This is a genomic window from Mesorhizobium sp. WSM3859 (assembly GCF_002295065.1).
Classification (GTDB): Bacteria; Pseudomonadota; Alphaproteobacteria; order Rhizobiales; family Rhizobiaceae; genus Mesorhizobium.
On sequence record NZ_NSGG01000001.1, the window covers coordinates 739,359 to 759,793 of the forward strand.

Genomic DNA, 20,435 nt, shown 5'->3' on the forward strand with positions numbered 1-20,435 from the left:
TTCTGTTCCTCTCATTGTTTGCCCGATTGACGGGCTTGTTAAGTTGCAGTCGCGTCCGCCCGGCCAAGCGCGGTCGTCGCTTCGCCGCGCTCAGCCAGGAATTCCAGGATTTCCATATCGGTCGGCGCCGAAGACCCGCCATGGCGGGTGACCGAAAGCGCAGCGGCAGCGTTGGCATAACGAGCCGCCTCGCAGGGCGACTTGCTTCGCGACAATGCGCTGACGAAGGCGCCGATATGCGTGTCGCCGGCCCCGTTCGTGTCGACCGCCTCCACCTTGAAACCGGGAACCGCGCGAGTTCCGCCGTCGGCCATGCGCACCAGGCAGCCGTGCGCGCCGGCACGGATGACGACACCTTCGGCGCTGAGGCAATGCTCGGCCAGCAACCGGATGGCGACGGTCTGGGCGTCGCCGGCGCCCGCTATTTCGGCTGCTTCATTGGTGTTGCAGCTCAGCCAGCTCGTGCGCGCCAGCACCCTGTCCAGGATCGGGCGCGGAATATCGGTGATCACCGGTGTAGGATCGAAGACGAAAGGAATGCCGGCCGGCAGCGCCTCGATCCAGTCGGCCAGCGCATCGCGGCTCCCGGGATAGCTCAGCGTATAGCCCGAGGTGAAAACCCAGTCGCCCGGAAGGACTTGGACCGGCTTCATCATGTCGAGCGTCAGCCGGCTCTCGGCGCCCGGCCAGGAGACGAAAGTCCGTTCGGCGTCACCGCTGATCATGGCGACGCAATTGCCGCTATCCATCGAGGGCGACGGCGGCGTCAGCGTCTCGATGCCTTCGGCGGCGAAAGCGGCGCGCAGGAAGTCTCCGTCCGGCCCGGTGCCGAGTTGGCCGCCGAACACCACTTTCATGCCAGTGCGGCCTGCCGCCACCATCATGTTGAAGCCGCCGCCGGCGACCCGCGCGTAAGCTGACGCGGTCTTTTCCGTGCCGGCCGCCGGCAACGCATCGATGCGGTAGACGTAATCCACCACCGCACTGCCGACATGGACGAGCCGCCCGCTCATGCGGCGTTCTCCTTGCCCGGGCCGGATTTGGAGTCGCGTGCCGCGACCAGATCCGCAGCCAGCGCTCGGACCTCCACTATGTCGATGCCTTTCAGCTCGGCGATGCGGTCCTGCGGCAAGTTCGACAGGCCGGTGCAGGCGCCGGCCATGCCGGCGGCAATCGCCCCGATCGTGTCGGTGTCGCCGCCGAGATTGGCGGCGATCACGGCAGCCCGCCATGCATCTCCCTGCGCGACCTCGAGCACCGCGAACGCGGCCGGCACCGATTCCTGGCTGGCGACGCCGGTGCCGATCAGGTCGACGATCAGTGTGATGGCTTCCTTCTCCGCCTTGCCGCGGACAAGCTCCTGCGCCCAGAGGATGCGCGCGGCGATGTCGCCGCCGGTGACCCAATGGCCAAGCGTGGCGCCAAGTCTTGCCGCTGCGACCCCGTGACCGGAAGCGGCGCGCCAGTCGCCGCCCGAAATGCCAAGACTGACTGCAGCGGCAACGGCACTGGCGGAAGCTATTGCGATGGATGTGTTGTGCGTGGCCCGGCAGGTTTCCGCCACCTTGGCGACCAGTGCGCCAAGCGGCTCCGGCGGCGTCATGATACCGACCGGCGCGATGCGCATTGCAGCGCCGTTAGTGTCGCCGCCGCGCCCGGCCTCTTCCGCCGGCACGCCGCTGTTGATGGCGTCGATGGCGCGCTTGGTCGATGGTCCGAGCAGGTCATAGCTGCCACGCGCCTTGACGTCGCGCTCCCAGCCGAGCAGCGCGTTGACCCAGCGCGCATGGTCGAAGCGGTCGCCGGACTCGACAAGGATGCGGCCAAGCAGCAGCGCCTGCTCGGTGTCGTCGGTGATCGCGCCGGCCGGCAGCCCCTTCGACACCGGGTGATCGGCGGCGGGCGCGACGAAATCCTCGACATGGCCGTAAAGCTCGGCGATGCGGGCCGGCGACAGAAGCTGCGTCGGCATGCCCAGCGCATCGCCAAGCGCCCCGCCGACCAGCGCGCCCATTGCCCGATCGCCGATTGTTCGATCGCTCTCCTCTCCCGCCATGCTCAGAACTCCAGATGCAGCGCGAAATGCGCGGGGTTGAGCAGGCTGGTGACGAATTCGATGGCGCGCCCGTCGGCGGCGCGCGTCAGCCGGCGCGTGCGCAGGAACGGCGTGCCAGGCGCGCAGGCGAGGATGGCGGCGTCGGCCGCGCTCAGCATCTCGATGTCGACCCATTCCTCGCCGTGGTCGGGCACCAGCCCCGCCCCGCGCAGTGTCTGGTGCAGCGTGCCTTCGCGCAGGCCCCGCAACGGTATGTCTTCCAGTTCCGGCGACAGCGGCAGGCGGCTGCGCTCGATCGAGATGGCGTGGCCGTCATCGGCATTGGTGCGGGCGCGGTCTACGGCGATGAAGGAGGGGCCCTCGACGCCTAGCCTTGCCGCTAGTTCCGCGTCCTCGATGATCTCGAGCCGCAAGGTGCGGGTCTCGGCATTGGCGCCGGCATTGGCGAGCGCGCGCGACCAGCCGATCGCGTCGTCGACCGGCATGCCGTCGAAGGTCACGAAGGAACCGATGCCGACCTTGGTGGTGATGAGGCCCCGGCTGGAGAGTTCTTCCAACCCTTTGCGAACCGTGTTGCGGCTGACGGAGAAGCGCTGAACGAGCTCGTTCTCGCTCTGCAGGCGGTCGCCGAAACCGAGCACGCCGGAGCGTATCTCATGTTCCAGAACCGTTGCGATCTGCTCGGGCTTGCCCGTGCCGGGAGAGAGCTGCATCGCGCCACGGGCCATATCGATACCTGTTCAATGAACCTGTATAACCCTGTTCAATATCGTATCTGAAATGAAGCGTCAACGGCTAGGTCCTTCTTCCGGTCACTACACCGGGCAATCGCGTATGGGCTTATCGGCGAAGGCCAACGCAACGCCGTCATCCTCGGGCTTGTCCCGAGGATCCGCCGTCGCATGCGGATAATAGCGCGACTAGCTCAGAGAGGCCGGTAGATCCTCGGGACAGGCCCGAGGATGACGCCAACTAAGGTATGCCGGTTATCCGAACTCGCATATGCGACTGCCCTAGTCCCTATTATACGGGAGACCCGCCCGGCAGGGCGATCAGGGGGCAGCGCCCGACTTCGGGCGGTCTTGCTGCTCAAACGAAGAAGAACTCTTCCACCCGCTGCTTGGCCTGCCGCAGCACCGGCAGGATGTCGCGCTCCATCGCCTCGACCGAGAAACGCGCCGACTGCGTCGAGACATTGATGGCGGCCACTGTGCGGCCGGCGCGATCGACGATCGGCACCGCGATTGAGCGCAGGCCGAGCTCCAATTCCTCGTCGACGACGGCGAAGCCCTCCGCTCTTGCCTTGTCGATGGCCTTGCCGAGCGCGGCGCGGCCGGTGATCGTCTTCGGCGTTCGCCGCTCGATCGTCGCTTGCGCCAGGAAGGTCTTCAAGTCATCCGCCGACAGGCCGGAAAGCAGCACGCGCCCCATCGACGTGCAATAAGCCGGCAGCCTGGTGCCGACATCGAGCGCGACGCTTAAGATTCGCCGCCCGGGGATGCGCGCGACATAGACGACGTCCTCGCCCGAGAGCACAGCGGCGTTGCAGGCTTCGTCGAATTTCTCGGCCACCTCGCGCATGATGGGCGCGGCGAAGGTCCAGAGCGAGGCGCCGCCGAGCCAGGTCCGTGCAACCGTCAAAAGGCGCGGCGACAGCGAGAACAGCCGGCCGGATTGCGTCGCATAGCCCGTGGCGACCAATGTCAGCAGAAAGCGGCGGGCGCCCGCACGGGTCAGGCCGGCCTCCTCCGCCATCTCGGTCAGCGTCATGCCTTCGGGATGGCGCGCGAGGATTTCCATCACCGCCAGGCCGCGCTCCAGCGAACCGACATGGTCGCGTGAGCCAGCTTCATCGTCCGCCACCGCTTCCATGACATTGACTCCCAACCCGGGTCAGATTAAAAAGTATCACATATCAAACATATGTTCGCAATGCGAACTTTTCTGATTTGTCGGAGTTTGGAAATGGTGAAGTTTCTGCCGCTGAAGGAAGCCGTCGCGGAGAACCTGCACGATGGCAACACAGTGGCCTTCGAAGGCTTCACCCATCTGATCCCCACCGCCGCCGCGCATGAGGCGATCCGCCAGGGTTTTCGCGACCTGACGCTGATCCGCATGACGCCGGACCTGATCTACGACCAGATGATCGGCATGGGCATGGCGAGGAAGATCGTCTTCTCCTATGTCGGCAATCCGGGCGTCGGCCTGCTCAGGCGCGCCCGCGACGCCATCGAGAACGGCTTTCCGCATGCCATCGAGGTCGAAGAGCACAGCCACGCCGGCATGGCCAACGCCTATGAGGCGGGCGCCGCCGGCCTGCCCTGCGCGGTGTTCCGCGGCTATCGCGGCGCCGGTCTCGCCGCGGTCAATCCGAACATCAAATCGGTCACCTGCCCCTTCACTGGCGAGGTGCTGGCCGCCGTCCCGGCGATAAGGCCAGATGCCACCTTCATCCACGCGCAGAAGGCGGACCGGAAAGGCAATGTGCTGGTCGAGGGCATCATCGGCATCCAGAAGGAAGCAGTGCTGGCGGCAAAGCGCGCGGTGGTGACGGTCGAGGAAGTGGTCGACAATTTCGACGACCTCCACCCCAACCTCACCGTGCTGCCGAACTGGACGATCGCGGCGATTTCCGTCGTGCCGGGCGGCTCGCACCCGTCCTACACGCATGGCTATTATGAGCGCGACAACGCCGCCTATCTCGAATGGGACGAGATCGCCGCCGACCGCGACCGCTTCCAGGCGTGGATGCAGAAGAATGTCATCGAGAGCAGCCCCGACGACTTTGCCGGCCGCGTCGGACATCTGAGGAAAGCCGCATGAGCGACACGAAGGGCTTCACCCCCAACGAGATGATGACGATCGCCGCCAGCCGCGCCTTGAAAAGCGACGATGTCTGCTTCGTCGGCATCGGCGCGCCATCGGCCGCCTGCAACGTCGCGCGACTGACGCACGCGCCCGACATCACGCTGATCTATGAGAGCGGCACCATCGGCACCGCGCCCGACGTCTTGCCGCTGTCGATCGGCGACGGCGAGTTGTGCGAGACGGCGGTCACCACCGTTGCGGTGCCGGAGATGTTCCGCTACTGGCTGCAGGGCGGCCGCATCTCGATCGGCTTCCTGGGCGCCGCGCAGCTCGACAGGTTCGGCAACATCAACACCACCGTCATCGGCGACTATGCGCATCCCAAGACCCGCCTGCCCGGCGGCGGCGGCGCGCCGGAGATCGCCACCTCATCGAGGCAGGTCTACATCACCATGGCCCAGTCGAAGCGCGGCATGGTCGAGAAGATCGACTTCTTCACCTCATTCGGCCATGGCGAAGGCGGCGACCACCGCAAACGGCTCGGCATCGACACCGCCGGCCCGACGCTTCTGATCACCGACCTCGCCATCTGGAAGCCGGACCCGGTAACCAAGGAATTCACCGTGGTGTCGCTGCATCCAGGCGTCAGCCGCGAGCAGGTGCAGGAAACTTGTGGCTGGATCGTAAAATTCGCCGAGGCCCTTGACGAGACACCGGCGCCGACGGAACTCGAGCTGAGAACATTGCGCGACCTGCAGGCCCGCACCAAGGCGGCGCATCAAGGGACCGCCAAAGGGAAAGCTGCGTAAATGGCTGAAGCCTATATCTGCGACTACATCCGCACGCCCATCGGCCGCTTCGGCGGTTCGTTGTCCTCCGTGCGCGCCGACGATCTCGGCGCTATCCCGTTGCGAGCGCTCGTGGAGCGCAACAAGGGTCTCGATTGGGCTGCCATCGACGACGTCGTCTATGGCTGCGCCAATCAGGCCGGCGAGGACAACCGCAACGTGGCGCGCATGGCGCTGCTGCTGGCCGGCCTGCCTCAGGACATTCCCGGTTCGACGGTCAACCGCCTGTGCGGTTCGGGCATGGACGCCGTCACCATCGCCGCGCGCGCCATCAAGTCAGGCGAGGCCGAGCTGATGATCGCTGGCGGTGTGGAATCGATGAGCCGCGCGCCCTTCGTCATGCCGAAGGCCGACACGGCCTTCTCGCGCAATGCCGAGATCTACGACACCACCATCGGCTGGCGCTTCGTCAACCCGCTGATGAAGAAGCAGTATGGCGTCGATTCCATGCCGGAGACCGGCGAGAATGTCGCCGAGGATTTCTCCGTCTCACGCGCCGACCAGGACGCCTTCGCCGTCCGCAGCCAGGACAAGGCGGTGGCCGCGCAAGAGAATGGCCGGCTGGCGAAGGAGATCACGCCGGTGACCATCCCGCAGAGGAAGGGCGAGGCAATCGTCGTGTCGAAGGACGAGCATCCACGCGCCGGCACCACCATCGAAGCGCTGGCCAAATTGCCGACGCCGTTCCGCCAGGGCGGCACGGTCACCGCCGGCAATGCCTCCGGCGTTAATGACGGCGCGGCCGCTCTCATCATCGCATCCGAAGCAGCGGCGAAGAAGCACGGCCTGACGCCGATCGCCCGTATTCTCGGCGGCGCCGTCGCAGGCGTCGCGCCGCGCATCATGGGCATCGGACCGGCGCCGGCCACCAACAAGCTTTGCGCCCGCCTCGGCCTGACGCCCGAACAGTTCGACATCATCGAATTGAACGAAGCCTTCGCCTCCCAAGGCATTGCCGTGCTCCGCCAACTCGGAATTTCCGAGAAGGCGGAGCATGTAAACCCGAATGGCGGCGCGATCGCGCTCGGTCATCCGCTCGGCATGTCAGGCGCACGCATCACCGGCACGGCGGCGCTGGAACTCAGCGAGCGCGGCGGCAAGCTGGCTTTGGCCACCATGTGCATCGGCGTCGGCCAAGGCATCGCGATCGCGCTGGAGCGGGTTTGACCGCCCAGGCAGATCAATAAGGCAGACCGACGTAGTTTTCGGCCAGCGCCGTGGAAGCGGCCTTGGAGTGCACGAGATAATCGAGCTCGGCTTCCTGGATACGTTGGCCGAACTCGCCCGTCTCGGGAAAGCGGTGCAGCATCGTCGTCATCCACCAGGAAAAGCGCACCGCTTTCCACACCCGCGCCAGCGCCTTGGCCGAATAGGCGCCGAGCTCGGCCTCTGACCTCTCGCGGTAGAATTCGCGAAGTCCGGCAAAGAGATAGCGCACGTCGCTGGCGGCGAGGTTGAGGCCCTTGGCGCCGGTCGGCGGCACGATATGGGCGGCATCGCCGACCAGGAACAGTTTTCCGAAGCGCATCGGCTCGGCGACGAAGGAGCGCAGCGGCGCGATCGACTTCTCGAAGGACGGCCCGGTGGTGACGGCGGCGGCTATCTGCGCCGGCAGGCGGCTGCGCAGCTCGTCCCAGAAGCGGTCGTCGGACCAGGCCTCGACGCGCTCGTCGGTGGGAACCTGCACATAGTAGCGGCTGCGCTGCGGCGAGCGCATCGAGCAGAGCGCAAAGCCACGCTCGTGATTGGCATAGACCAATTCGTGGTCGGCCGGCGGCACCTCGGCCAGCACGCCCAGCCAGCCGAACGGATACTGCCGCTCGAACGTCTTCAGCGCGCCCTGCGGCACCGATTTGCGGCTGACGCCGTGATAGCCGTCGCAGCCGGCGATGAAGTCGCAATCGATGCGATGCGTGACGCCGCCCTTGTCGTAGGTGACGAAGGGCGACGCGCCGTCGAAATCATGCAGCACGACATTCGACGTTTCGAAGACGGTCTGGAGCTCCGCCCCTTCGCGCTTCTGCATCAGATCCAGCGTCACCTCGGTCTGGCCGTAGACGGTGACGTGCTTGCCGCCGGTGAGCGCCGTCATGTCGATGCGATGCGCGCGGCCGTCGAAGGCGAGCGAGATGCCTTCATGCGGCAGGCCCTGGGCATGCAGCCGGTCGGCCGCGCCCGCTTCGCCGAGCAGGTCGACCGTGCCTTGTTCCAGCACGCCGGCGCGGACGCGGCCAAGCACATGCTCGCGGCTCGATCGTTCGAGAATGATGGTCTCGACCCCGATGCCGGCGAGCAACTGTCCGAGCAGCAGGCCGGATGGTCCCGACCCGATAATGGCGACCTTCGTGCGCATCAGTGACCAAGGCTCTCGATCTGCGCGGTCAGCTCGGCGGCAAGCCTGAGCGCGGCCGCCGTCGCCACGACCATTTGCGGCAGGATCAGCCACTCCAGTGTCCAGGCCGCACCCGAGCGCTCCTGCTCATGCACCAGCGCCTGATGCATGCCGGAAAGCTGCACCGCATTGAAGCGCGCCAGCGCCACCAGCGCTTCCGCCTTCACCGGATTCTGCTTGTGCGGCATGGCCGACGAACCGCCGCCGCCCGACAGTTTGATGTCGGAACCGACTTGCGCCATCAGCGCAACGTCCTGCCCGAGCTTGCCGAGGCTGCCGGTGACGAGCGACAGCCAGCCGGCGAACTCGGCAAGCGCGTCGCGCTGACTATGCCATTGCGGCGCATCGGCAAGATCGAGCTTCGCGGCAAGTGCGGCGCGAACGGCCGCTGCCTTGTCGCCGAGCTTTTCCAGCGTGCCGGCGGCACCGCCGAATTGCAGCGCCAGCAGACGGTCGGACATTTCGGCAAGGCGCTGCTGGTGACGCTCGAGCGGCGCCCTCCAGGATGTAGTCCGATCCGTTACTGTTATCGGGATTGCCGGCTGCATGCGCGTCATCGCCATGAACTGACGTTCTCCGAACTCCAGCTCGAGACCGGTAAGGCGCACGACGTTCTCGCCAAGCAACAGGCCGATATGGTCGCTGGCCTGGCGCAGGCGCAGCACCAGCGAGGTGTCGATGGCGTCCTGGCTGGTGGCGCCGAAATGCACATATGCATCGTGCGGCGCGCCGACTGCAGCTTTGATCTGCCGCACCAGTTCCGGCACTACGACGCCGTCCCTGGCGACACCGGCGCGCAGCTTCGCCGTGTCCGGCCGGAATTCGGCCAAAGCTTGCAAGATCGCCGCCTCGGCATCACGCGGGATGACGCCACACTCGGCCTCCGCCTCAGCCAGCGCCCTCTCGAAATCGAACATCGCGGCAATGTCGGCTTCGACGGAAAAATGCCTGGCCGCCTCCTCGTCGCCGAGCAGGCCGGAAAGCAGCGGATGATCGAAGGGCGAAACGGTCATATTGGTTGCGGTCAGCTGTCGAAGAAGACCGTCTCCTTTTCGCCCTGCAGGTGGACATCGAAGACGTAAGTGTCGCCCTGGCGCTCGGCGATCAGCGTCGGCACGCGCAGGCGATGCTCGATGCGCGCCAGAATCGGATCCTCGGCATTGGCCTTTTCCTCATCCGAAAAATAGAGCCGGGTGTGCAGGCCGATATTGATGCCGCGCGCCACGATCCACAGCGTGATATGCGGGGCCATCAGCCGGCCATCGCGGAACGGCACGCGGCCCGGCTTGATCGTATGGAACCGGCAGACGCCTGTTTCCATGTCGGTCGGCTGCCGGCCCCAGCCCAAAAAGTTGGGATCGGCCGTGCCGCGCAGCTCGGCCGGCGAATTGTAGAGCCCGCCGGCATCGGCCTGCCAGATCTCGACCAGTGCGTCTTTCAGCGGTGTGCCGGTGCCGTCGAGCACGCGGATGCGCAATTCAATGCGCTCGCCCTTGGTCTCGCTGTTGACCATCGTCGAGCCGAGGTCGCCCGCATAGACGCCGCCGATGCCGCAGAAATTCGGCGTCAGCCCGATATGCACATAGGGGCCGGCGGTCTGCGAAGGGCTTTCCTTCAGCCGGTCGAGCGACTGCGCCATCAATTACCCTCCGGCCTGTTCTCGAACAGCGTCGAGCGGCGCCCACGCAGCACGATGTCGAACGTGTAGGCGAGCGCGTCCATCGGGATCGTCGCGTGCATGTCGAGCGCGGCGATCAGCGCCTCGACCGCCGCCTTGTTTGAAATGCCGCCGACGATCGGGCAGCGCCAGATCAGCGGATCGCCCTCGAAATACATCTGCGTGATCAGCCGCTGCGCGAAGCCGTGGCCGAACACAGAAAAATGGATATGCGCCGGCCGCCAGTCATTCGGCCCGTTCGGCCAGGGATAAGGCCCGGGCCTGACCGTGCGAAAGGCGTAGCTGCCATCTTCGCCGGTGATCGTGCGGCCGCAGCCGTCGAAATTCGGATCGAGCGGTGCGAGATAGCCGTCCTTCTTGTGGCGGTAGCGGCCACCGGCATTGGCTTGCCAGAACTCGAGCAGCACGCCCGGCACGCCTTTGCCGCGCTCGTCGAGCACGTGCCCATGGACGATGATGCGCTCACCGATGGCGCTCTCTCCGGCCTTGGCGAAATTGTGGATCAGGTCGTTGTCGAGCTCGCCGAGCATTGCGTGCCCGAACACCGGCCCGGTCAATTCCGACAGCGTGTTGTCGAACGACAAAAGCGCTTTCTGCGGCGAGCGCAGCACTGAGCTCTTGTAGTTCGGCGTGAAGGCCGGCGGATGCCACTGGCGGTCGCGTTGGAAGAAGGCGCCGGTTTCCGGCGAGCGGTTGGAGCCTCGCTCAGCCATGGCCGGCTTCATCCATCTGCGCGAACACCTCCTTGGCGATCTTGAAGGCGCGGTTGGCGGCCGGCACGCCGGCATAGATCGCGACATGCAGGAAGGCCTCGCAGATGTCGTCGCGCGATGCGCCGGTGTTGGCGGTAGCGCGCACATGCATGGCGACTTCCTCGTCATGGCCAAGTGCGGCAAGCAGCGCAAGCGTCACGATCGAGCGCTCGCGCTTCGACCAGCCGGGCCGCGCCCAAACCGTTCCCCAGGCCGCTTCGGTGATCAGTTGCTGGAACGGCCGATCGAAATCGGTCGCCGCGTCCTCGGCGCGGTCGACATGGGGATCACCGAGCACGGAGCGGCGGACCTCGAGACCGGTCCGGTAGCGGTTCTTCGTGACATCATCCATGAGCAGGCTTTCCCTCGGGCAACGAGGCGACGAAATCGCGGATCAAAGTGACGAGCGCTTCGGGCTGCTCGATGCACGGAATGTGTGCAGCGTTGCGGATCACTTCGAAGCGCGCACCTGGGATCAGTCCGGCCAGCGAGCGGACCAGCTCCGGCGGCGTCGAACCATCCTGGTCGCCGACGATGCAGATCGTCGGCACCGCGATGCGCCGCGCGCTGTCGGTGAAATCGGCATCGCGGACCGCTATACAGGTGCCGATATAGCCAGGCAGCGCCTGTCGGGTCAGCATGTTGCGGCAGCCGGCCAGATCGGCCGCGCGCGCGGCGTGGAATTCCGGCGTGAACCACACTTTCATGATGCCGTCGGCGATCGCCTCGATGCCGTCGCGCTCGATGGTTGCGATGCGCGTGTTCCAGCTCTCTGCGGTGCCTATCTTGTGCGCTGTGTCGCTGAGGATCAGCGCCTCTACACTTTTTGGATGGCGGGTATAGAGCCGCTGCGCGATCAGGCCGCCGACCGACAGGCCGTAGAGCACGACCTTCCCGAAACCGAAATGATCGATGAGGCCCAGCAGGTCGTCGACATGGTCGTCGATGGAGCGCACGCCGCCGCCGACATCCGACAGCCCATGGCCGCGCTTGTCGTAGACCAGCATCGGCATTTCGCCCGTCAGTTTCGCGACAACGTCGTCCCAGATGCGGAAGTCGGTGCCCAGTGAATTGATGAAGATGATCGGACGCGACGTGCCGGCCGCCTCGATATGGCGATGATGCAGCGTCACGCCGCCTATGCTGACAAATGGCACGATTTCGATCCTCCGAAGCCACATTGCACGAGCCGTTTGGTTCGGTAAAATGATATTTTGCGGCGTTTCATTAACTCTGAGGTTATCGAACCATGGCCGAAAGCCGGATCCGCTTCCGCCATCTGCAGGCGTTTCTCGAAGTGGCGCGGCAAGGCAGCGTCGCGCGCGCGGCCGACTTCCTGCATGTCAGCGCGCCTGCCGTCACCAAGACCTTGCGTGAGCTGGAAGAAGCGCTCGGCGTCGCCGTGGTCGAGCGTGACGGGCGCGGCATCCGTGTCACCCGTCTCGGCGAGATCTTCCTCGGACACGCCGGCTCGGCGATCTCGGCGCTGAAGCGCGGCGTCGATTCCGTGCGCCAGGACGGCGCCCTCAATCGTGACCCGATCCGTATCGGCGCGCTGCCGACCGTGTCGGCGCGCGTGATGCCGCTCGCCATGAACCTGTTCCTCGAGGAGAACACCGGCGCAGCGCTCAAGATCGTCACCGGCGAAAACGCGGTGCTTCTGGAACAACTGCGCGTCGGCGCGCTCGACCTCGTCGTCGGCCGCCTTGCCGCGCCGGAGCACATGACCGGCTTCTTCTTCGAACACCTCTATTCGGAGCAGGTGCTGTTCGTGGTGCGGGCCGGGCATCCCCTGTCCGAGCCGGGCGCCGACATCTTCGCACGGCTCGACGAGTTCCCCGTCCTGATGCCGACGCGGGAATCCGTCATCCGGCCTTTCGTCGACCGGCTCTTCATCACCAACGGCATGACCGCGCCGGCGACGGAAATCGAAACCGTCTCCGATTCCTTCGGCCGTTCCTTCATGCGCCAGAGCAACGCCGTGTGGATCATCTCGGCCGGCGTCGTAGCCAACGAGATCGCCAGCGGCGCCTTCGTCGCCCTGCCGGTGGATACGGAAGAGACCAAAGGGCCGGTGGGCTTGACCATGCGCACCGACACCGCGCCCTCGCCCGCCTTCACCATCCTCTTGCAGACAATCCGCGAGGCCGCGCGCCACCACGCCTGATGATCGGCCCTGGCAGTTCGAATTCCACTAACCCAGGGGTTAATAAAACACCGTAAAATATCATTTTACCGAACCAAACCGCTAGTGCAATGTGACCTCGGAGGATCGAAAGCCGTGCTGTCCGGAGGCAAACGGAAGACCCGTTTGCCGTCGTGTCGAACGGCCACTGAGGGAGGAGCAGATGTCTCACACTATCGGCAGCAGACCCACTCTATCGGGCATTTCAAGGCGCCAGTTCATCGCCACGTCGGTGGCCGGCGGCGCGGCACTGGCATTTGGCGGCAAGGCCTTCGCGCAAACCGCCGACGCGCTCAAGGTCGGCTTCGTCAGCCCGCGCACCGGCCCGCTTGCCGGCTTCGGCGAGACCGATGGCTATGTGCTCGACCTTGCCCGCAAGGCGCTGGCCAACGGCATCGACCTCGGAGGCAAGAAATACAGCGTCGAGATCCTCGACCAGGACACGCAATCCGACCCGTCCCGCGCCGGCCAGCTCGCCAAGGACCTGATCAACAACCAGGCGATCGACCTGATGCTCGCCGTCTCCACGCCGGAGGTGATCAATCCGGTGGCGGATGCCTGCGAAGCAGCCGGTGTGCCCTGCCTGTCGACGGTCATGCCGTGGGAGGCCTGGTATTTCGGCCGTGGCGCCAAGCCCGGCGCGCCCTCGCCTTTCAAATGGACCTATCATTTCGGCTTCGGCGTCGGTGAATTCTTCAAGACCTATATCTCGCAGTGGAATCTGATCGAGACCAACAAGAAGGTCGGCGTCATGTATCCCAACGACGCCGACGGCAACGCCATCCGCGCCCATCTGGCGCCGCTGCTCGCCAAGCAGGGTTTCACCATCGTCGATCCCGGCGCCTATGAGACCGGCACCACCGACTATTCCTCGCAGATCGCGCTGTTCAAGCAGGAGGGCGTCGAGATCTTCAACTCCTTCCCGATCCCGCCCGATTTCGCCGCCTTCTGGCGCCAGGCAGCGCAGCAGGGCCTGACGAGGCAGATCAAGATCGCCCAGGTGGCCAAGACCGGCCTGTTCCCCTCCGACATCGAGGCGCTCGGCGATCTCGGCACGAAGATTTCCAGCGCCGCCTACTGGCACAAGGCCTTTCCCTACAAGTCGCCGCTGACAGGCGTCTCGGGAACCGAGCTTGCCGATGGCTACGAGGCGGCGAGCGGCAAGCAGTGGACGCAGCAGCTCGGCGCCTCGATGTCGCTGCTCGATGCCGGCTTCGAAGCCCTCAAGGCGAGCTCCAACGCCAAGGACAAGGCGGCGGTCGCCAAGGCGCTGAGCACGCTGAAGACCGAGACCATGATCGGCAAGGTCGACTTCACCAGCGGCCCGGTTGCCAATGTCTCGCCTGGCCCGATCATCGGCACGCAATGGGTCGCCGCCAAGGAAGGCTCGAAGTTCCCGCTCGACTATGTCGTGACCGAAAACGCCACCGATCCGAAGGTGCCGGTCGAGGCCAAGCTCCAGCCGTATAACGGCTGATCCGTCGAGGGACCGCATCGTGAACGCCATGCCCAACGGTGCGATCCTCAGTGCCGCCGGCATCCACAAGCGCTTCGGCGCGCTTGTGGTGCTCGACGACATCGACTTCGCCATGGGCGCCGAAGAGGCGGTGGGCATCGTCGGCCCGAACGGCGCCGGCAAGACGACGCTGCTCAGCGTGCTTTCCGGCGCCTATCCACCAAGCGCTGGAACGATTGCCTTCAAGGGCGATGACGTGACAGCGCTGCCGGCGACGCAGCGCTGCCGGCTGGGCCTCGTCCGAACGCACCAGGTGCCAAAACCCTTCGGCGGCATGACCGCTTTCGAGAATGTCTTCGTCGCCGCTTCGCATGGCGCCGGCCTCGGCCGCGACGAGGCCTATGAGGAATCGCTTGGGTCACTGAAACTCTGCGGCATGCTGGGTGTCGCCAACCGGCGCGCCGAGACGCTTGGCCTGCTCGACCGCAAGCGGCTGGAGCTGGCGCGCGCGCTGGCGGCGAAGCCTACGCTGCTTCTGCTCGACGAGATCGGTGGCGGCCTGACCGATGGCGAGGCCGCCGAGCTCGTCGAGACCATCCGCGAATTGCGCCGCCGCAAGATCGGCATCGTCTGGATCGAGCATATCGTCCACATCCTTCTGCAGGTGGCCGAGCGGCTGATCTGCATGGATGCAGGAAAGATCATCGCCGACGGCGACCCGCGGGCGGTAATGGCCGACCCGCAGGTGATCAGTGCCTATCTCGGCGGAGGCCCGAAATGAGCCTGCTGTCGGTCGAGGATCTGGTCGTCCGGCATGGCCTGCTGCAGGCGGTGCGCGGCGTGAGCTTCGGGATCGAGCGCGGCGAGACGCTGGCGCTGGTCGGCGCCAACGGCGCTGGCAAGACGACGTTGTTGAGGGCGATCGCCGGCGCGCACCAGGCAGCCTCCGGCCGCGTGGTCTTCGACGGCGCCGACCTTTCCGGCGTGCCTTCGCATGAGCGCGTCCGCAAGGGCATCGCGCTGGTGCCCGAAGGCCGTCGGCTCTTCGTGCAGATGACGGTCGAGGAAAATCTCCTGCTCGGACGCGCCGCCGGCCGTCCGGGCGACTGGAGCGTCGAGCGCGTGCTCGAAACCTTCCCCAACCTCAAGCTGCGCCGCCACGCCAAGGCCGGGCATCTCTCCGGCGGCGAGCAGCAGGCGACGGCGATCGGCCGCGCGCTGATGAGCAATCCCGACCTGCTCCTGCTCGACGAGGTCTCGCTCGGCCTGTCGCCGCTTGTCGTCGACCGCGTCTATGCCTCCCTTCAGGGTTTGATCAGCTCCGGCACGACGATCATCCTCGTCGAGCAGGACCTCAACCGCGCCCTCTCGGTCTCCAACAAGGTCATCTGCATGCTGGAGGGCCGGGTCGCGCTTGCAGGCGACAGCAAGAATGTCTCACGTGACGAGGTGACCAAAGCCTATTTCGGCCTGCACCGCAAAGGCGCCGGGGGCGTGCCGGCATGATGAACCAGATCGTCCAGGGCATCCTGCTCGGCGGCTACTACGCGCTGATCGCCTGCGGCCTCTCCTTCATGTTCTCGGTGATGCGCATCATCAACCTGGCGCATGGCAGCCTCGCCGTGCTGTCGGCCTTCGCGCTGTGGCTGCTCGCCTCGCGCTTCCACATCTCGCCTTTCCTGGGCCTCGCCATCGTGTTGCCGCTGATGGCGGTGATCGGCTGGGCCTTGCAGCGCTTCCTGCTCGAGCGCAGCGCGCGCGGCGGCGCGCTGCTGCCGATCCTCACCACCTTCGGCCTCGCCATCGTCATCGACAATGTGCTGTTCGAGCAGTTCGGCGCCGACACCCGCTCGCTGGCGCCCTTCATCGGCAGCCTGTCCTACGATTCCTGGGAATGGCCGGGCAGCATCTATGTCGGCAAGCTCGCGGTGATCATCTTCGTCACCGCGGTCGTCCTGCTCGGCGGACTGCAGCTCTTCCTTACCCGCACCGGGCTCGGCCGCTCGATCCGCGCCACGTCGGAAGACCCCGATACCGCTGGCCTCGTCGGCGTCGATGCGCGCCGCGCCAACGCCTTGGCCGCCGCCATTGCCATGGTCACGGTCGGTCTCGCCGGCGCCTTCCTCGGCATGCGCGCCACCTTCGATCCCTATGCGGGCGCGACGCAATTGCTGTTCGCCTTCGAGGCAGCCGTCATCGGCGGCGCCGGTTCGCTCTGGGGCACGCTGGTCGGCGGCATCGTGCTGGCGCTCGCCCAGACGCTCGGCGCCAAGGTACACCCGCAAGGCTTTCTCATCGGCGGCCATGTCGCCTTCCTGATCGTGCTGTTCATCCGGCTCTACACTTCCGGCCTCGGCCTGCGCGGCTTGCTGCGGTTCTCGACGGGGAAGGTGTCATGAGCGCAGCTTCCCCCGTCATCGAGCGCGGCACTGCCGCCTCGCGCATCGCCGGCTTCGGCGTCGCGATCATCATCCTGCTGCTTGCCCTCGCGCCGCAGTTCCTCTCCGCAGGCGCGGTCGACCGCATGACCGCTTTGTTCATCTATGTCATCCTCGCCGCGATGTGGAATGCGCTCGCCGGCTTCGGCGGGCTGGTCTCGGTCGGCCAGCAGGTATTCTTCGGCCTCGGCGCCTACTTCGCCATCCGTCTCGCCAATGCCGGGCTCAATCCGTTCGTCTCGCTGTTCGTTTCGGCGGTCATCGTCGGCGCCGTGTCGTGGCCGATTTCGCTGTTCATGCTGCGCTTGAGGAACGGCGAGTTCGCCATCGGCATGTGGGTGATAGCGGCACTCACGCACCTTCTCGTCAATCTCGACCGGTTGATCCAAGGCGAGACCGGAACCTCGCTGATCTCGCTCAACGTCTACGACGCGTCGACACGCAGGCTAACCATCTACTGGCTGGCGCTGGCCTCGATGACGGCGCTGCTCGCCGTCCTGTTCGGCCTGCTGCGCGGCAGCACGGGTGCCGCCATCCGCGCTATCCGCGACAATGAGGACGCGGCAGCCTCCATCGGCGTGCGCGTCACCGGCACCAAGCGGCTGCTCTTCGTGCTCGCCGCCTTCGGCATCGGCGTCGCCGGCGCGCTGTGGCTGGCGACCGCGATCACCTTCCAGCCGAAAACTTATTTCAGCGTGCAGTGGACGGCCTACATGATCTTCATGGTGCTGGTCGGCGGCATCGGCACCTTCGAGGGCGCGATCCTCGGCGCGCTGCTGTTCTTTCTCATCGAGACGTGGTTCGGCGGCACCGGCGTCTGGTACCTGATCGGCCTCGGCGCCACGGCGCTGGTCTTCTCGCTGCTCTTGCCGCGTGGCCTGTGGGGGACGCTCGAAGAACGCTTCGGCTGGCGCCTGTTGTCGGTCGGCTACCGCGTCAGGCTGCCTGTCAACGCAAGCGACACGACCGGTGGGACCGCTTCGCCGGCACAGGTAACAACATCGCGGGAGAAAGCGTGAGCATGCTGTTCGGCAAGACGATCCTCATCACCGGCGTCGCGTCGGGCATCGGCGCCCGCACGGCGGAACTGGCGGGCCAACTTGGCGCCGATGTGATCGGCGTCGACATGCGCGAGCCGGCCGATCATCAGGGCATCTTCGTCAAGGCCGACATCTCGTCCAAGGCGGGCGTCGACGATCTTGTCGCGCAACTGCCGCAGCGTCTGGATGCGCTGTGCAACGTCGCCGGCCTCTCCGGCAACACCGGCGCGGCATCGACGCTCGCCGTCAATTTCTACGGCCTGCGCGCGCTCTCGGAGGAGCTGGCGCCGAAACTTCGCGAGGGCGGCGCCATCGTCAACGTCGCTTCGATCGCGGGCTATGGCTGGCGCGCCAATCTCAACCGCGCCGCCTCGATGGTGAGCGTCGAAGGCTTTCCCGATGTCGCCAAGGTGATCGCCGACCACGCGGTCAAGAACGAGGAAGGCTACCCGGTCTCGAAGGAGCTCCTGCTCCTGTGGACCTTCCGCGCCGCGCATCAGGAGCTGTTCAAGAGCCGTGGCATCCGCGTCAACGCGGTGAGCCCGGGCCCGGTGGAGACGCCGATCCTCAAACAGTTCCGTAGCGTGCTGGGCGACGCGAAGGTCGACAGCGACATCGCCCGGGTCGGCCGAGCCGGCGCATCGGGCGACATCGCGCCGGTCGTGCTGTTCCTGTGCTCGGATGGCGCGCGCTGGATCAATGGGGCCAACGTGCCCGTCGACGGCGGCCTTGAAGCATCTATAAACGCCGAAGTGCTCGGCTTCTAATTTTGTAGCGCTCCAGCGGGAGCGAGGGAGAGAACAATGGATATCGGACTTCTGATCGATGGCGACGAGCGAGCGGCAACCGGCAAGGCGTCCTACGAGCGCCTGGACCCCTTCACCGGCAAGCTCGCGACACGCGCCGCCGCCGCGAGCATTGCCGACGCCAATGCCGCCGCCGATGCGGCAGCCGTAGCGTTCGATGCTTGGTCGAAGATCGGTCCCGGCGAGCGCCGGACGCTGCTCTTGAAGGCGGCCGATGTGATGGCTTCGAAGGTTGGCGGGTTCACGAAGTTGATGATGGAAGAGACCGGCGCTACTGCACCCTGGGCCGGCTTCAACGTCATGCTGGCCTCCAACATGCTGCGCGAGGCGGCGGCGATGACCACGCAGATTTCCGGCGAGGTTATTCCGTCCGACAAGCCCGGCACGCTGGCCATGGCGATCCGTCAGCCGGCCGGCGTCTGCCTCGGCATCGCGCCGTGGAACGCGCCGGTCATCCTCGGCACGCGCGCGCTGGCCATGCCGCTCGCCTGTGGCAACACGGTGGTGCTGAAGGCGTCCGAAATGTGCCCGGGCACGCATCGCCTGATCGGCCAGGTACTGGTCGAGGCCGGCCTGCCCAAAGGCGTCGTCAACGTCGTCACCAACGACCCGAAGGACGCGGCGGCAATCGTCGAAGCGCTGATCGCGCATCCGGCGGTCAAGCGCGTCAATTTCACCGGCTCGACCAAGGTCGGCCGCATCATCGCCGAACTCTCCGGACGGCACCTCAAGCCGGCCCTGCTCGAGCTCGGCGGCAAGGCACCGCTCGTCGTGCTCGACGACGCCGACATCGACGCGGCCGTGAATGCCGCTGTTTTCGGCGCCTTCATGCATCAGGGCCAGATCTGCATGTCGACCGAACGTCTTATCGTTGACGAGAAGATCGCCGACGAGTTCGTCGCCAAGCTTGCCGCCCGTGCCTCAAAACTTCCGGCCGGCGATCCGCGCGGCCATGTCGTGCTGGGCTCGCTGATCAGCAGCCAGGCCGCCGACAAGATGGAGGAGCTGATTGCCGACGCGACCGCGAAAGGTGCAAAGCTTGCCGCCGGCGGCAAGCGGACGGGCACAGTCGTGGAAGCAACGCTCCTCGATCACGTGACGCCCGCCATGCGCGTCTACGCGGAAGAATCCTTCGGCCCGGTGAAGCCGGTCATTCGCGTCAAGGGCGAGGAAGAAGCAGTGCGCGTCGCCAACGATACCGAATACGGCCTGTCGTCGGCCGTCTTCAGCCGCGACATTCGCCGCGCCATGGCGGTTGCCGCGCGCATCCAGGCCGGCATTTGCCATATCAACGGCCCGACTGTCGGCGACGAGGCGCAGATGCCGTTCGGCGGCGTCAAGGGTTCGGGCTATGGCCGCTTCGGCGGCAAGGCCTCGATCGCCGAATTCACCGACCTGCGCTGGGTGACGATCGAGGACCCAGGCCAGCACTACCCGTTCTGATTAGCAGCATCTTCCTTCTCCCCTTGCGAGGGCTTTGCACGGGGGAGCGAGTTCTGTTTGTTGGGCTAGTGAGGCGCTTTTTGAAGGCCGGTGGAGCGGTTTTCGGCGGCTTTGCGGGGCATTTGCCGGGCTAGGCGGCCGATCCGCTGGATTGCGGACGCACTCCTCCTCATGCTCGTCTCTCAGCAGGTGGGAAGAGGGCTCCGATCATAGTCCTTAGATTGTAGGCACAGGCCGCCAGCATGCATTGCGTGCGGTTGGCGGCGAGATTGAAGAAGCGCACGCGCCGCATGCCGTAGTGCTCCTTGAACACGGCAAACGGCCGCTCCACCGCCGCCCGTACCTTGGCGATCAGCCGGTTGCGCAGCTTTTGGCGCGGCGGCAGTTCAGGGTGATGCCTGTTGGCCCGCCGCATCAGCCGATCCTTGATGTTGGCTTCGGCGAGCCGATCGTGCCTGGCGTGGGTGTAATAGGCCTGATCGCCATAGGCCGCCTTCTCGTCGCCGCAGATCAGCTCGTCAGCCGGCTCGGTG

22 protein-coding genes are annotated in these 20,435 nt (G+C 65.9%); 11 read left to right on the forward strand and 11 right to left on the reverse strand.

Annotation, left to right across the window (positions count from 1 at the left end; all coding sequences use genetic code 11):
* Window positions 1–38: 38 nt before the first annotated feature.
* From CK230_RS03505 to CK230_RS03520, 4 genes are all read right to left on the reverse strand, one after another.
* Complete coding sequence (locus CK230_RS03505; RefSeq protein ID WP_095815770.1) at window positions 39–1,013, reverse strand: PfkB family carbohydrate kinase; 975 nt, start codon at window positions 1,011–1,013, stop codon at window positions 39–41.
* Window positions 1,010–2,056 (reverse strand): ADP-ribosylglycohydrolase family protein, encoded by a 1,047-nt coding sequence (locus CK230_RS03510; protein ID WP_095815771.1) that lies wholly within the window; start codon window positions 2,054–2,056, stop codon window positions 1,010–1,012. Before CK230_RS03510 ends, CK230_RS03505 begins: the two co-directional genes overlap by 4 nt.
* 2 nt (window positions 2,057–2,058) lie before the next feature.
* Entirely contained in the window at window positions 2,059–2,784 is a 726-nt protein-coding gene (locus CK230_RS03515) for a GntR family transcriptional regulator (RefSeq protein WP_095815772.1), read from the reverse strand.
* Between the two features lie 361 nt (window positions 2,785–3,145).
* Window positions 3,146–3,928 (reverse strand): IclR family transcriptional regulator C-terminal domain-containing protein, encoded by a 783-nt coding sequence (locus CK230_RS03520; RefSeq protein ID WP_095815773.1) that lies wholly within the window; start codon window positions 3,926–3,928, stop codon window positions 3,146–3,148.
* Window positions 3,929–4,021: 93 nt separating this feature from the next.
* Between CK230_RS03520 and CK230_RS03525 the strand changes: the two genes are divergently transcribed.
* Genes CK230_RS03525 through pcaF form a run of 3 tightly spaced genes read left to right on the forward strand, consistent with a single transcriptional unit; the run spans window position 4,022 to window position 6,879 of the window.
* The gene (locus tag CK230_RS03525) at window positions 4,022–4,879 is read left to right on the forward strand and encodes a CoA transferase subunit A (RefSeq protein ID WP_095815774.1); all 858 of its coding nucleotides are present in this window, start codon (window positions 4,022–4,024) and stop codon (window positions 4,877–4,879) included.
* Complete coding sequence (locus tag CK230_RS03530) at window positions 4,876–5,673, forward strand: CoA-transferase subunit beta (RefSeq protein ID WP_095815775.1); 798 nt, start codon at window positions 4,876–4,878, stop codon at window positions 5,671–5,673. Before CK230_RS03525 ends, CK230_RS03530 begins: the two co-directional genes overlap by 4 nt.
* Entirely contained in the window at window positions 5,674–6,879 is a 1,206-nt protein-coding gene (gene pcaF, locus CK230_RS03535) for a 3-oxoadipyl-CoA thiolase (RefSeq protein ID WP_095815776.1), read from the forward strand.
* Window positions 6,880–6,892: 13 nt separating this feature from the next.
* Here the strand turns inward: pcaF and pobA are convergent, their stop codons facing one another.
* The 6 genes from pobA to pcaD are packed head-to-tail and all read right to left on the reverse strand — an operon-like array spanning window position 6,893 to window position 11,691.
* The gene (pobA, locus tag CK230_RS03540) at window positions 6,893–8,065 is read right to left on the reverse strand and encodes a 4-hydroxybenzoate 3-monooxygenase (protein WP_095815777.1); all 1,173 of its coding nucleotides are present in this window, start codon (window positions 8,063–8,065) and stop codon (window positions 6,893–6,895) included.
* Window positions 8,065–9,117, reverse strand: coding sequence for a 3-carboxy-cis,cis-muconate cycloisomerase (locus CK230_RS03545; RefSeq protein ID WP_095815778.1), 1,053 nt, complete (start codon window positions 9,115–9,117; stop codon window positions 8,065–8,067). The genes pobA and CK230_RS03545 overlap by 1 nt, the downstream gene beginning before the upstream one ends.
* A gap of 11 nt (window positions 9,118–9,128) precedes the next feature.
* Entirely contained in the window at window positions 9,129–9,743 is a 615-nt protein-coding gene (gene pcaG, locus CK230_RS03550; RefSeq protein WP_095815779.1) for a protocatechuate 3,4-dioxygenase subunit alpha, read from the reverse strand.
* The gene (pcaH, locus tag CK230_RS03555; RefSeq protein ID WP_095815855.1) at window positions 9,743–10,495 is read right to left on the reverse strand and encodes a protocatechuate 3,4-dioxygenase subunit beta; all 753 of its coding nucleotides are present in this window, start codon (window positions 10,493–10,495) and stop codon (window positions 9,743–9,745) included. Before pcaH ends, pcaG begins: the two co-directional genes overlap by 1 nt.
* Complete coding sequence (gene pcaC / locus CK230_RS03560; RefSeq protein ID WP_095815780.1) at window positions 10,488–10,886, reverse strand: 4-carboxymuconolactone decarboxylase; 399 nt, start codon at window positions 10,884–10,886, stop codon at window positions 10,488–10,490. The genes pcaH and pcaC overlap by 8 nt, the downstream gene beginning before the upstream one ends.
* The gene (pcaD, locus tag CK230_RS03565) at window positions 10,879–11,691 is read right to left on the reverse strand and encodes a 3-oxoadipate enol-lactonase (protein WP_095815856.1); all 813 of its coding nucleotides are present in this window, start codon (window positions 11,689–11,691) and stop codon (window positions 10,879–10,881) included. The genes pcaC and pcaD overlap by 8 nt, the downstream gene beginning before the upstream one ends.
* Before the next feature lie 92 nt (window positions 11,692–11,783).
* Here pcaD and pcaQ point away from each other — a divergent pair, with 92 nt between their 5' ends.
* The 8 genes from pcaQ to CK230_RS03605 all read left to right on the forward strand — a co-directional run bounded on the left by pcaQ (window position 11,784) and on the right by CK230_RS03605 (window position 19,902).
* Window positions 11,784–12,701 (forward strand): pca operon transcription factor PcaQ, encoded by a 918-nt coding sequence (pcaQ, locus tag CK230_RS03570; protein WP_095815781.1) that lies wholly within the window; start codon window positions 11,784–11,786, stop codon window positions 12,699–12,701.
* A 181-nt stretch (window positions 12,702–12,882) separates the two neighbouring features.
* Entirely contained in the window at window positions 12,883–14,196 is a 1,314-nt protein-coding gene (locus CK230_RS03575; protein WP_095815782.1) for an ABC transporter substrate-binding protein, read from the forward strand.
* Between the two features lie 28 nt (window positions 14,197–14,224).
* The gene (locus CK230_RS03580) at window positions 14,225–14,956 is read left to right on the forward strand and encodes an ABC transporter ATP-binding protein (protein ID WP_095815783.1); all 732 of its coding nucleotides are present in this window, start codon (window positions 14,225–14,227) and stop codon (window positions 14,954–14,956) included.
* Window positions 14,953–15,681 carry an ABC transporter ATP-binding protein gene (locus CK230_RS03585; RefSeq protein ID WP_095815784.1) on the forward strand — a complete coding sequence of 243 codons (729 nt, stop codon included), beginning with the start codon at window positions 14,953–14,955 and terminating at the stop codon, window positions 15,679–15,681. The genes CK230_RS03580 and CK230_RS03585 overlap by 4 nt, the downstream gene beginning before the upstream one ends.
* A complete protein-coding gene (locus CK230_RS03590) occupies window positions 15,678–16,574 on the forward strand; it encodes a branched-chain amino acid ABC transporter permease (RefSeq protein ID WP_095815785.1) in 897 nt (298 codons plus the stop codon). The genes CK230_RS03585 and CK230_RS03590 overlap by 4 nt, the downstream gene beginning before the upstream one ends.
* On the forward strand, window positions 16,571–17,632 hold the full coding sequence (locus CK230_RS03595; RefSeq protein WP_095815786.1) for a branched-chain amino acid ABC transporter permease: 1,062 nt from the start codon (window positions 16,571–16,573) through the stop codon (window positions 17,630–17,632). Before CK230_RS03590 ends, CK230_RS03595 begins: the two co-directional genes overlap by 4 nt.
* Window positions 17,633–17,634: 2 nt before the next feature.
* Window positions 17,635–18,420 (forward strand): coniferyl-alcohol dehydrogenase, encoded by a 786-nt coding sequence (locus tag CK230_RS03600; protein ID WP_095815787.1) that lies wholly within the window; start codon window positions 17,635–17,637, stop codon window positions 18,418–18,420.
* A gap of 36 nt (window positions 18,421–18,456) precedes the next feature.
* Window positions 18,457–19,902 carry an aldehyde dehydrogenase gene (locus CK230_RS03605; RefSeq protein ID WP_095815788.1) on the forward strand — a complete coding sequence of 482 codons (1,446 nt, stop codon included), beginning with the start codon at window positions 18,457–18,459 and terminating at the stop codon, window positions 19,900–19,902.
* A gap of 169 nt (window positions 19,903–20,071) precedes the next feature.
* On the opposite strand, the gene CK230_RS03610 is transcribed toward CK230_RS03605, so the two are convergent.
* Window positions 20,072–20,435 (reverse strand): transposase (locus CK230_RS03610; protein ID WP_141245977.1); only part of this gene is annotated, 364 nt, incomplete at its 5' end.

Excerpts from the sequence above, each read along its gene's own strand:
- CK230_RS03510 (WP_095815771.1), bottom strand. The coding sequence starts at position 2,056 with ATGGCGGGAGAGGAGAGCGATCGAACAATCGGCGATCGGGCAATGGGC.
- CK230_RS03580 (WP_095815783.1), top strand. The coding sequence starts at position 14,225 with ATGCCCAACGGTGCGATCCTCAGTGCCGCCGGCATCCACAAGCGCTTC.
- CK230_RS03600 (WP_095815787.1), top strand. The coding sequence starts at position 17,635 with ATGCTGTTCGGCAAGACGATCCTCATCACCGGCGTCGCGTCGGGCATC.
- CK230_RS03605 (WP_095815788.1), top strand. The coding sequence starts at position 18,457 with ATGGATATCGGACTTCTGATCGATGGCGACGAGCGAGCGGCAACCGGC.
- pcaH (WP_095815855.1), bottom strand. The coding sequence starts at position 10,495 with ATGGCTGAGCGAGGCTCCAACCGCTCGCCGGAAACCGGCGCCTTCTTC.
- pobA (WP_095815777.1), bottom strand. The coding sequence starts at position 8,065 with ATGCGCACGAAGGTCGCCATTATCGGGTCGGGACCATCCGGCCTGCTG.
- pcaQ (WP_095815781.1), top strand. The coding sequence starts at position 11,784 with ATGGCCGAAAGCCGGATCCGCTTCCGCCATCTGCAGGCGTTTCTCGAA.
- CK230_RS03595 (WP_095815786.1), top strand. The coding sequence starts at position 16,571 with ATGAGCGCAGCTTCCCCCGTCATCGAGCGCGGCACTGCCGCCTCGCGC.
- CK230_RS03520 (WP_095815773.1), bottom strand. The coding sequence starts at position 3,928 with ATGGAAGCGGTGGCGGACGATGAAGCTGGCTCACGCGACCATGTCGGT.
- CK230_RS03545 (WP_095815778.1), bottom strand. The coding sequence starts at position 9,117 with ATGACCGTTTCGCCCTTCGATCATCCGCTGCTTTCCGGCCTGCTCGGC.
- CK230_RS03585 (WP_095815784.1), top strand. The coding sequence starts at position 14,953 with ATGAGCCTGCTGTCGGTCGAGGATCTGGTCGTCCGGCATGGCCTGCTG.
- CK230_RS03575 (WP_095815782.1), top strand. The coding sequence starts at position 12,883 with ATGTCTCACACTATCGGCAGCAGACCCACTCTATCGGGCATTTCAAGG.
- CK230_RS03515 (WP_095815772.1), bottom strand. The coding sequence starts at position 2,784 with ATGGCCCGTGGCGCGATGCAGCTCTCTCCCGGCACGGGCAAGCCCGAG.
- pcaC (WP_095815780.1), bottom strand. The coding sequence starts at position 10,886 with ATGGATGATGTCACGAAGAACCGCTACCGGACCGGTCTCGAGGTCCGC.
- pcaG (WP_095815779.1), bottom strand. The coding sequence starts at position 9,743 with ATGGCGCAGTCGCTCGACCGGCTGAAGGAAAGCCCTTCGCAGACCGCC.
- pcaF (WP_095815776.1), top strand. The coding sequence starts at position 5,674 with ATGGCTGAAGCCTATATCTGCGACTACATCCGCACGCCCATCGGCCGC.
- CK230_RS03525 (WP_095815774.1), top strand. The coding sequence starts at position 4,022 with ATGGTGAAGTTTCTGCCGCTGAAGGAAGCCGTCGCGGAGAACCTGCAC.
- CK230_RS03590 (WP_095815785.1), top strand. The coding sequence starts at position 15,678 with ATGATGAACCAGATCGTCCAGGGCATCCTGCTCGGCGGCTACTACGCG.
- CK230_RS03505 (WP_095815770.1), bottom strand. The coding sequence starts at position 1,013 with ATGAGCGGGCGGCTCGTCCATGTCGGCAGTGCGGTGGTGGATTACGTC.
- CK230_RS03530 (WP_095815775.1), top strand. The coding sequence starts at position 4,876 with ATGAGCGACACGAAGGGCTTCACCCCCAACGAGATGATGACGATCGCC.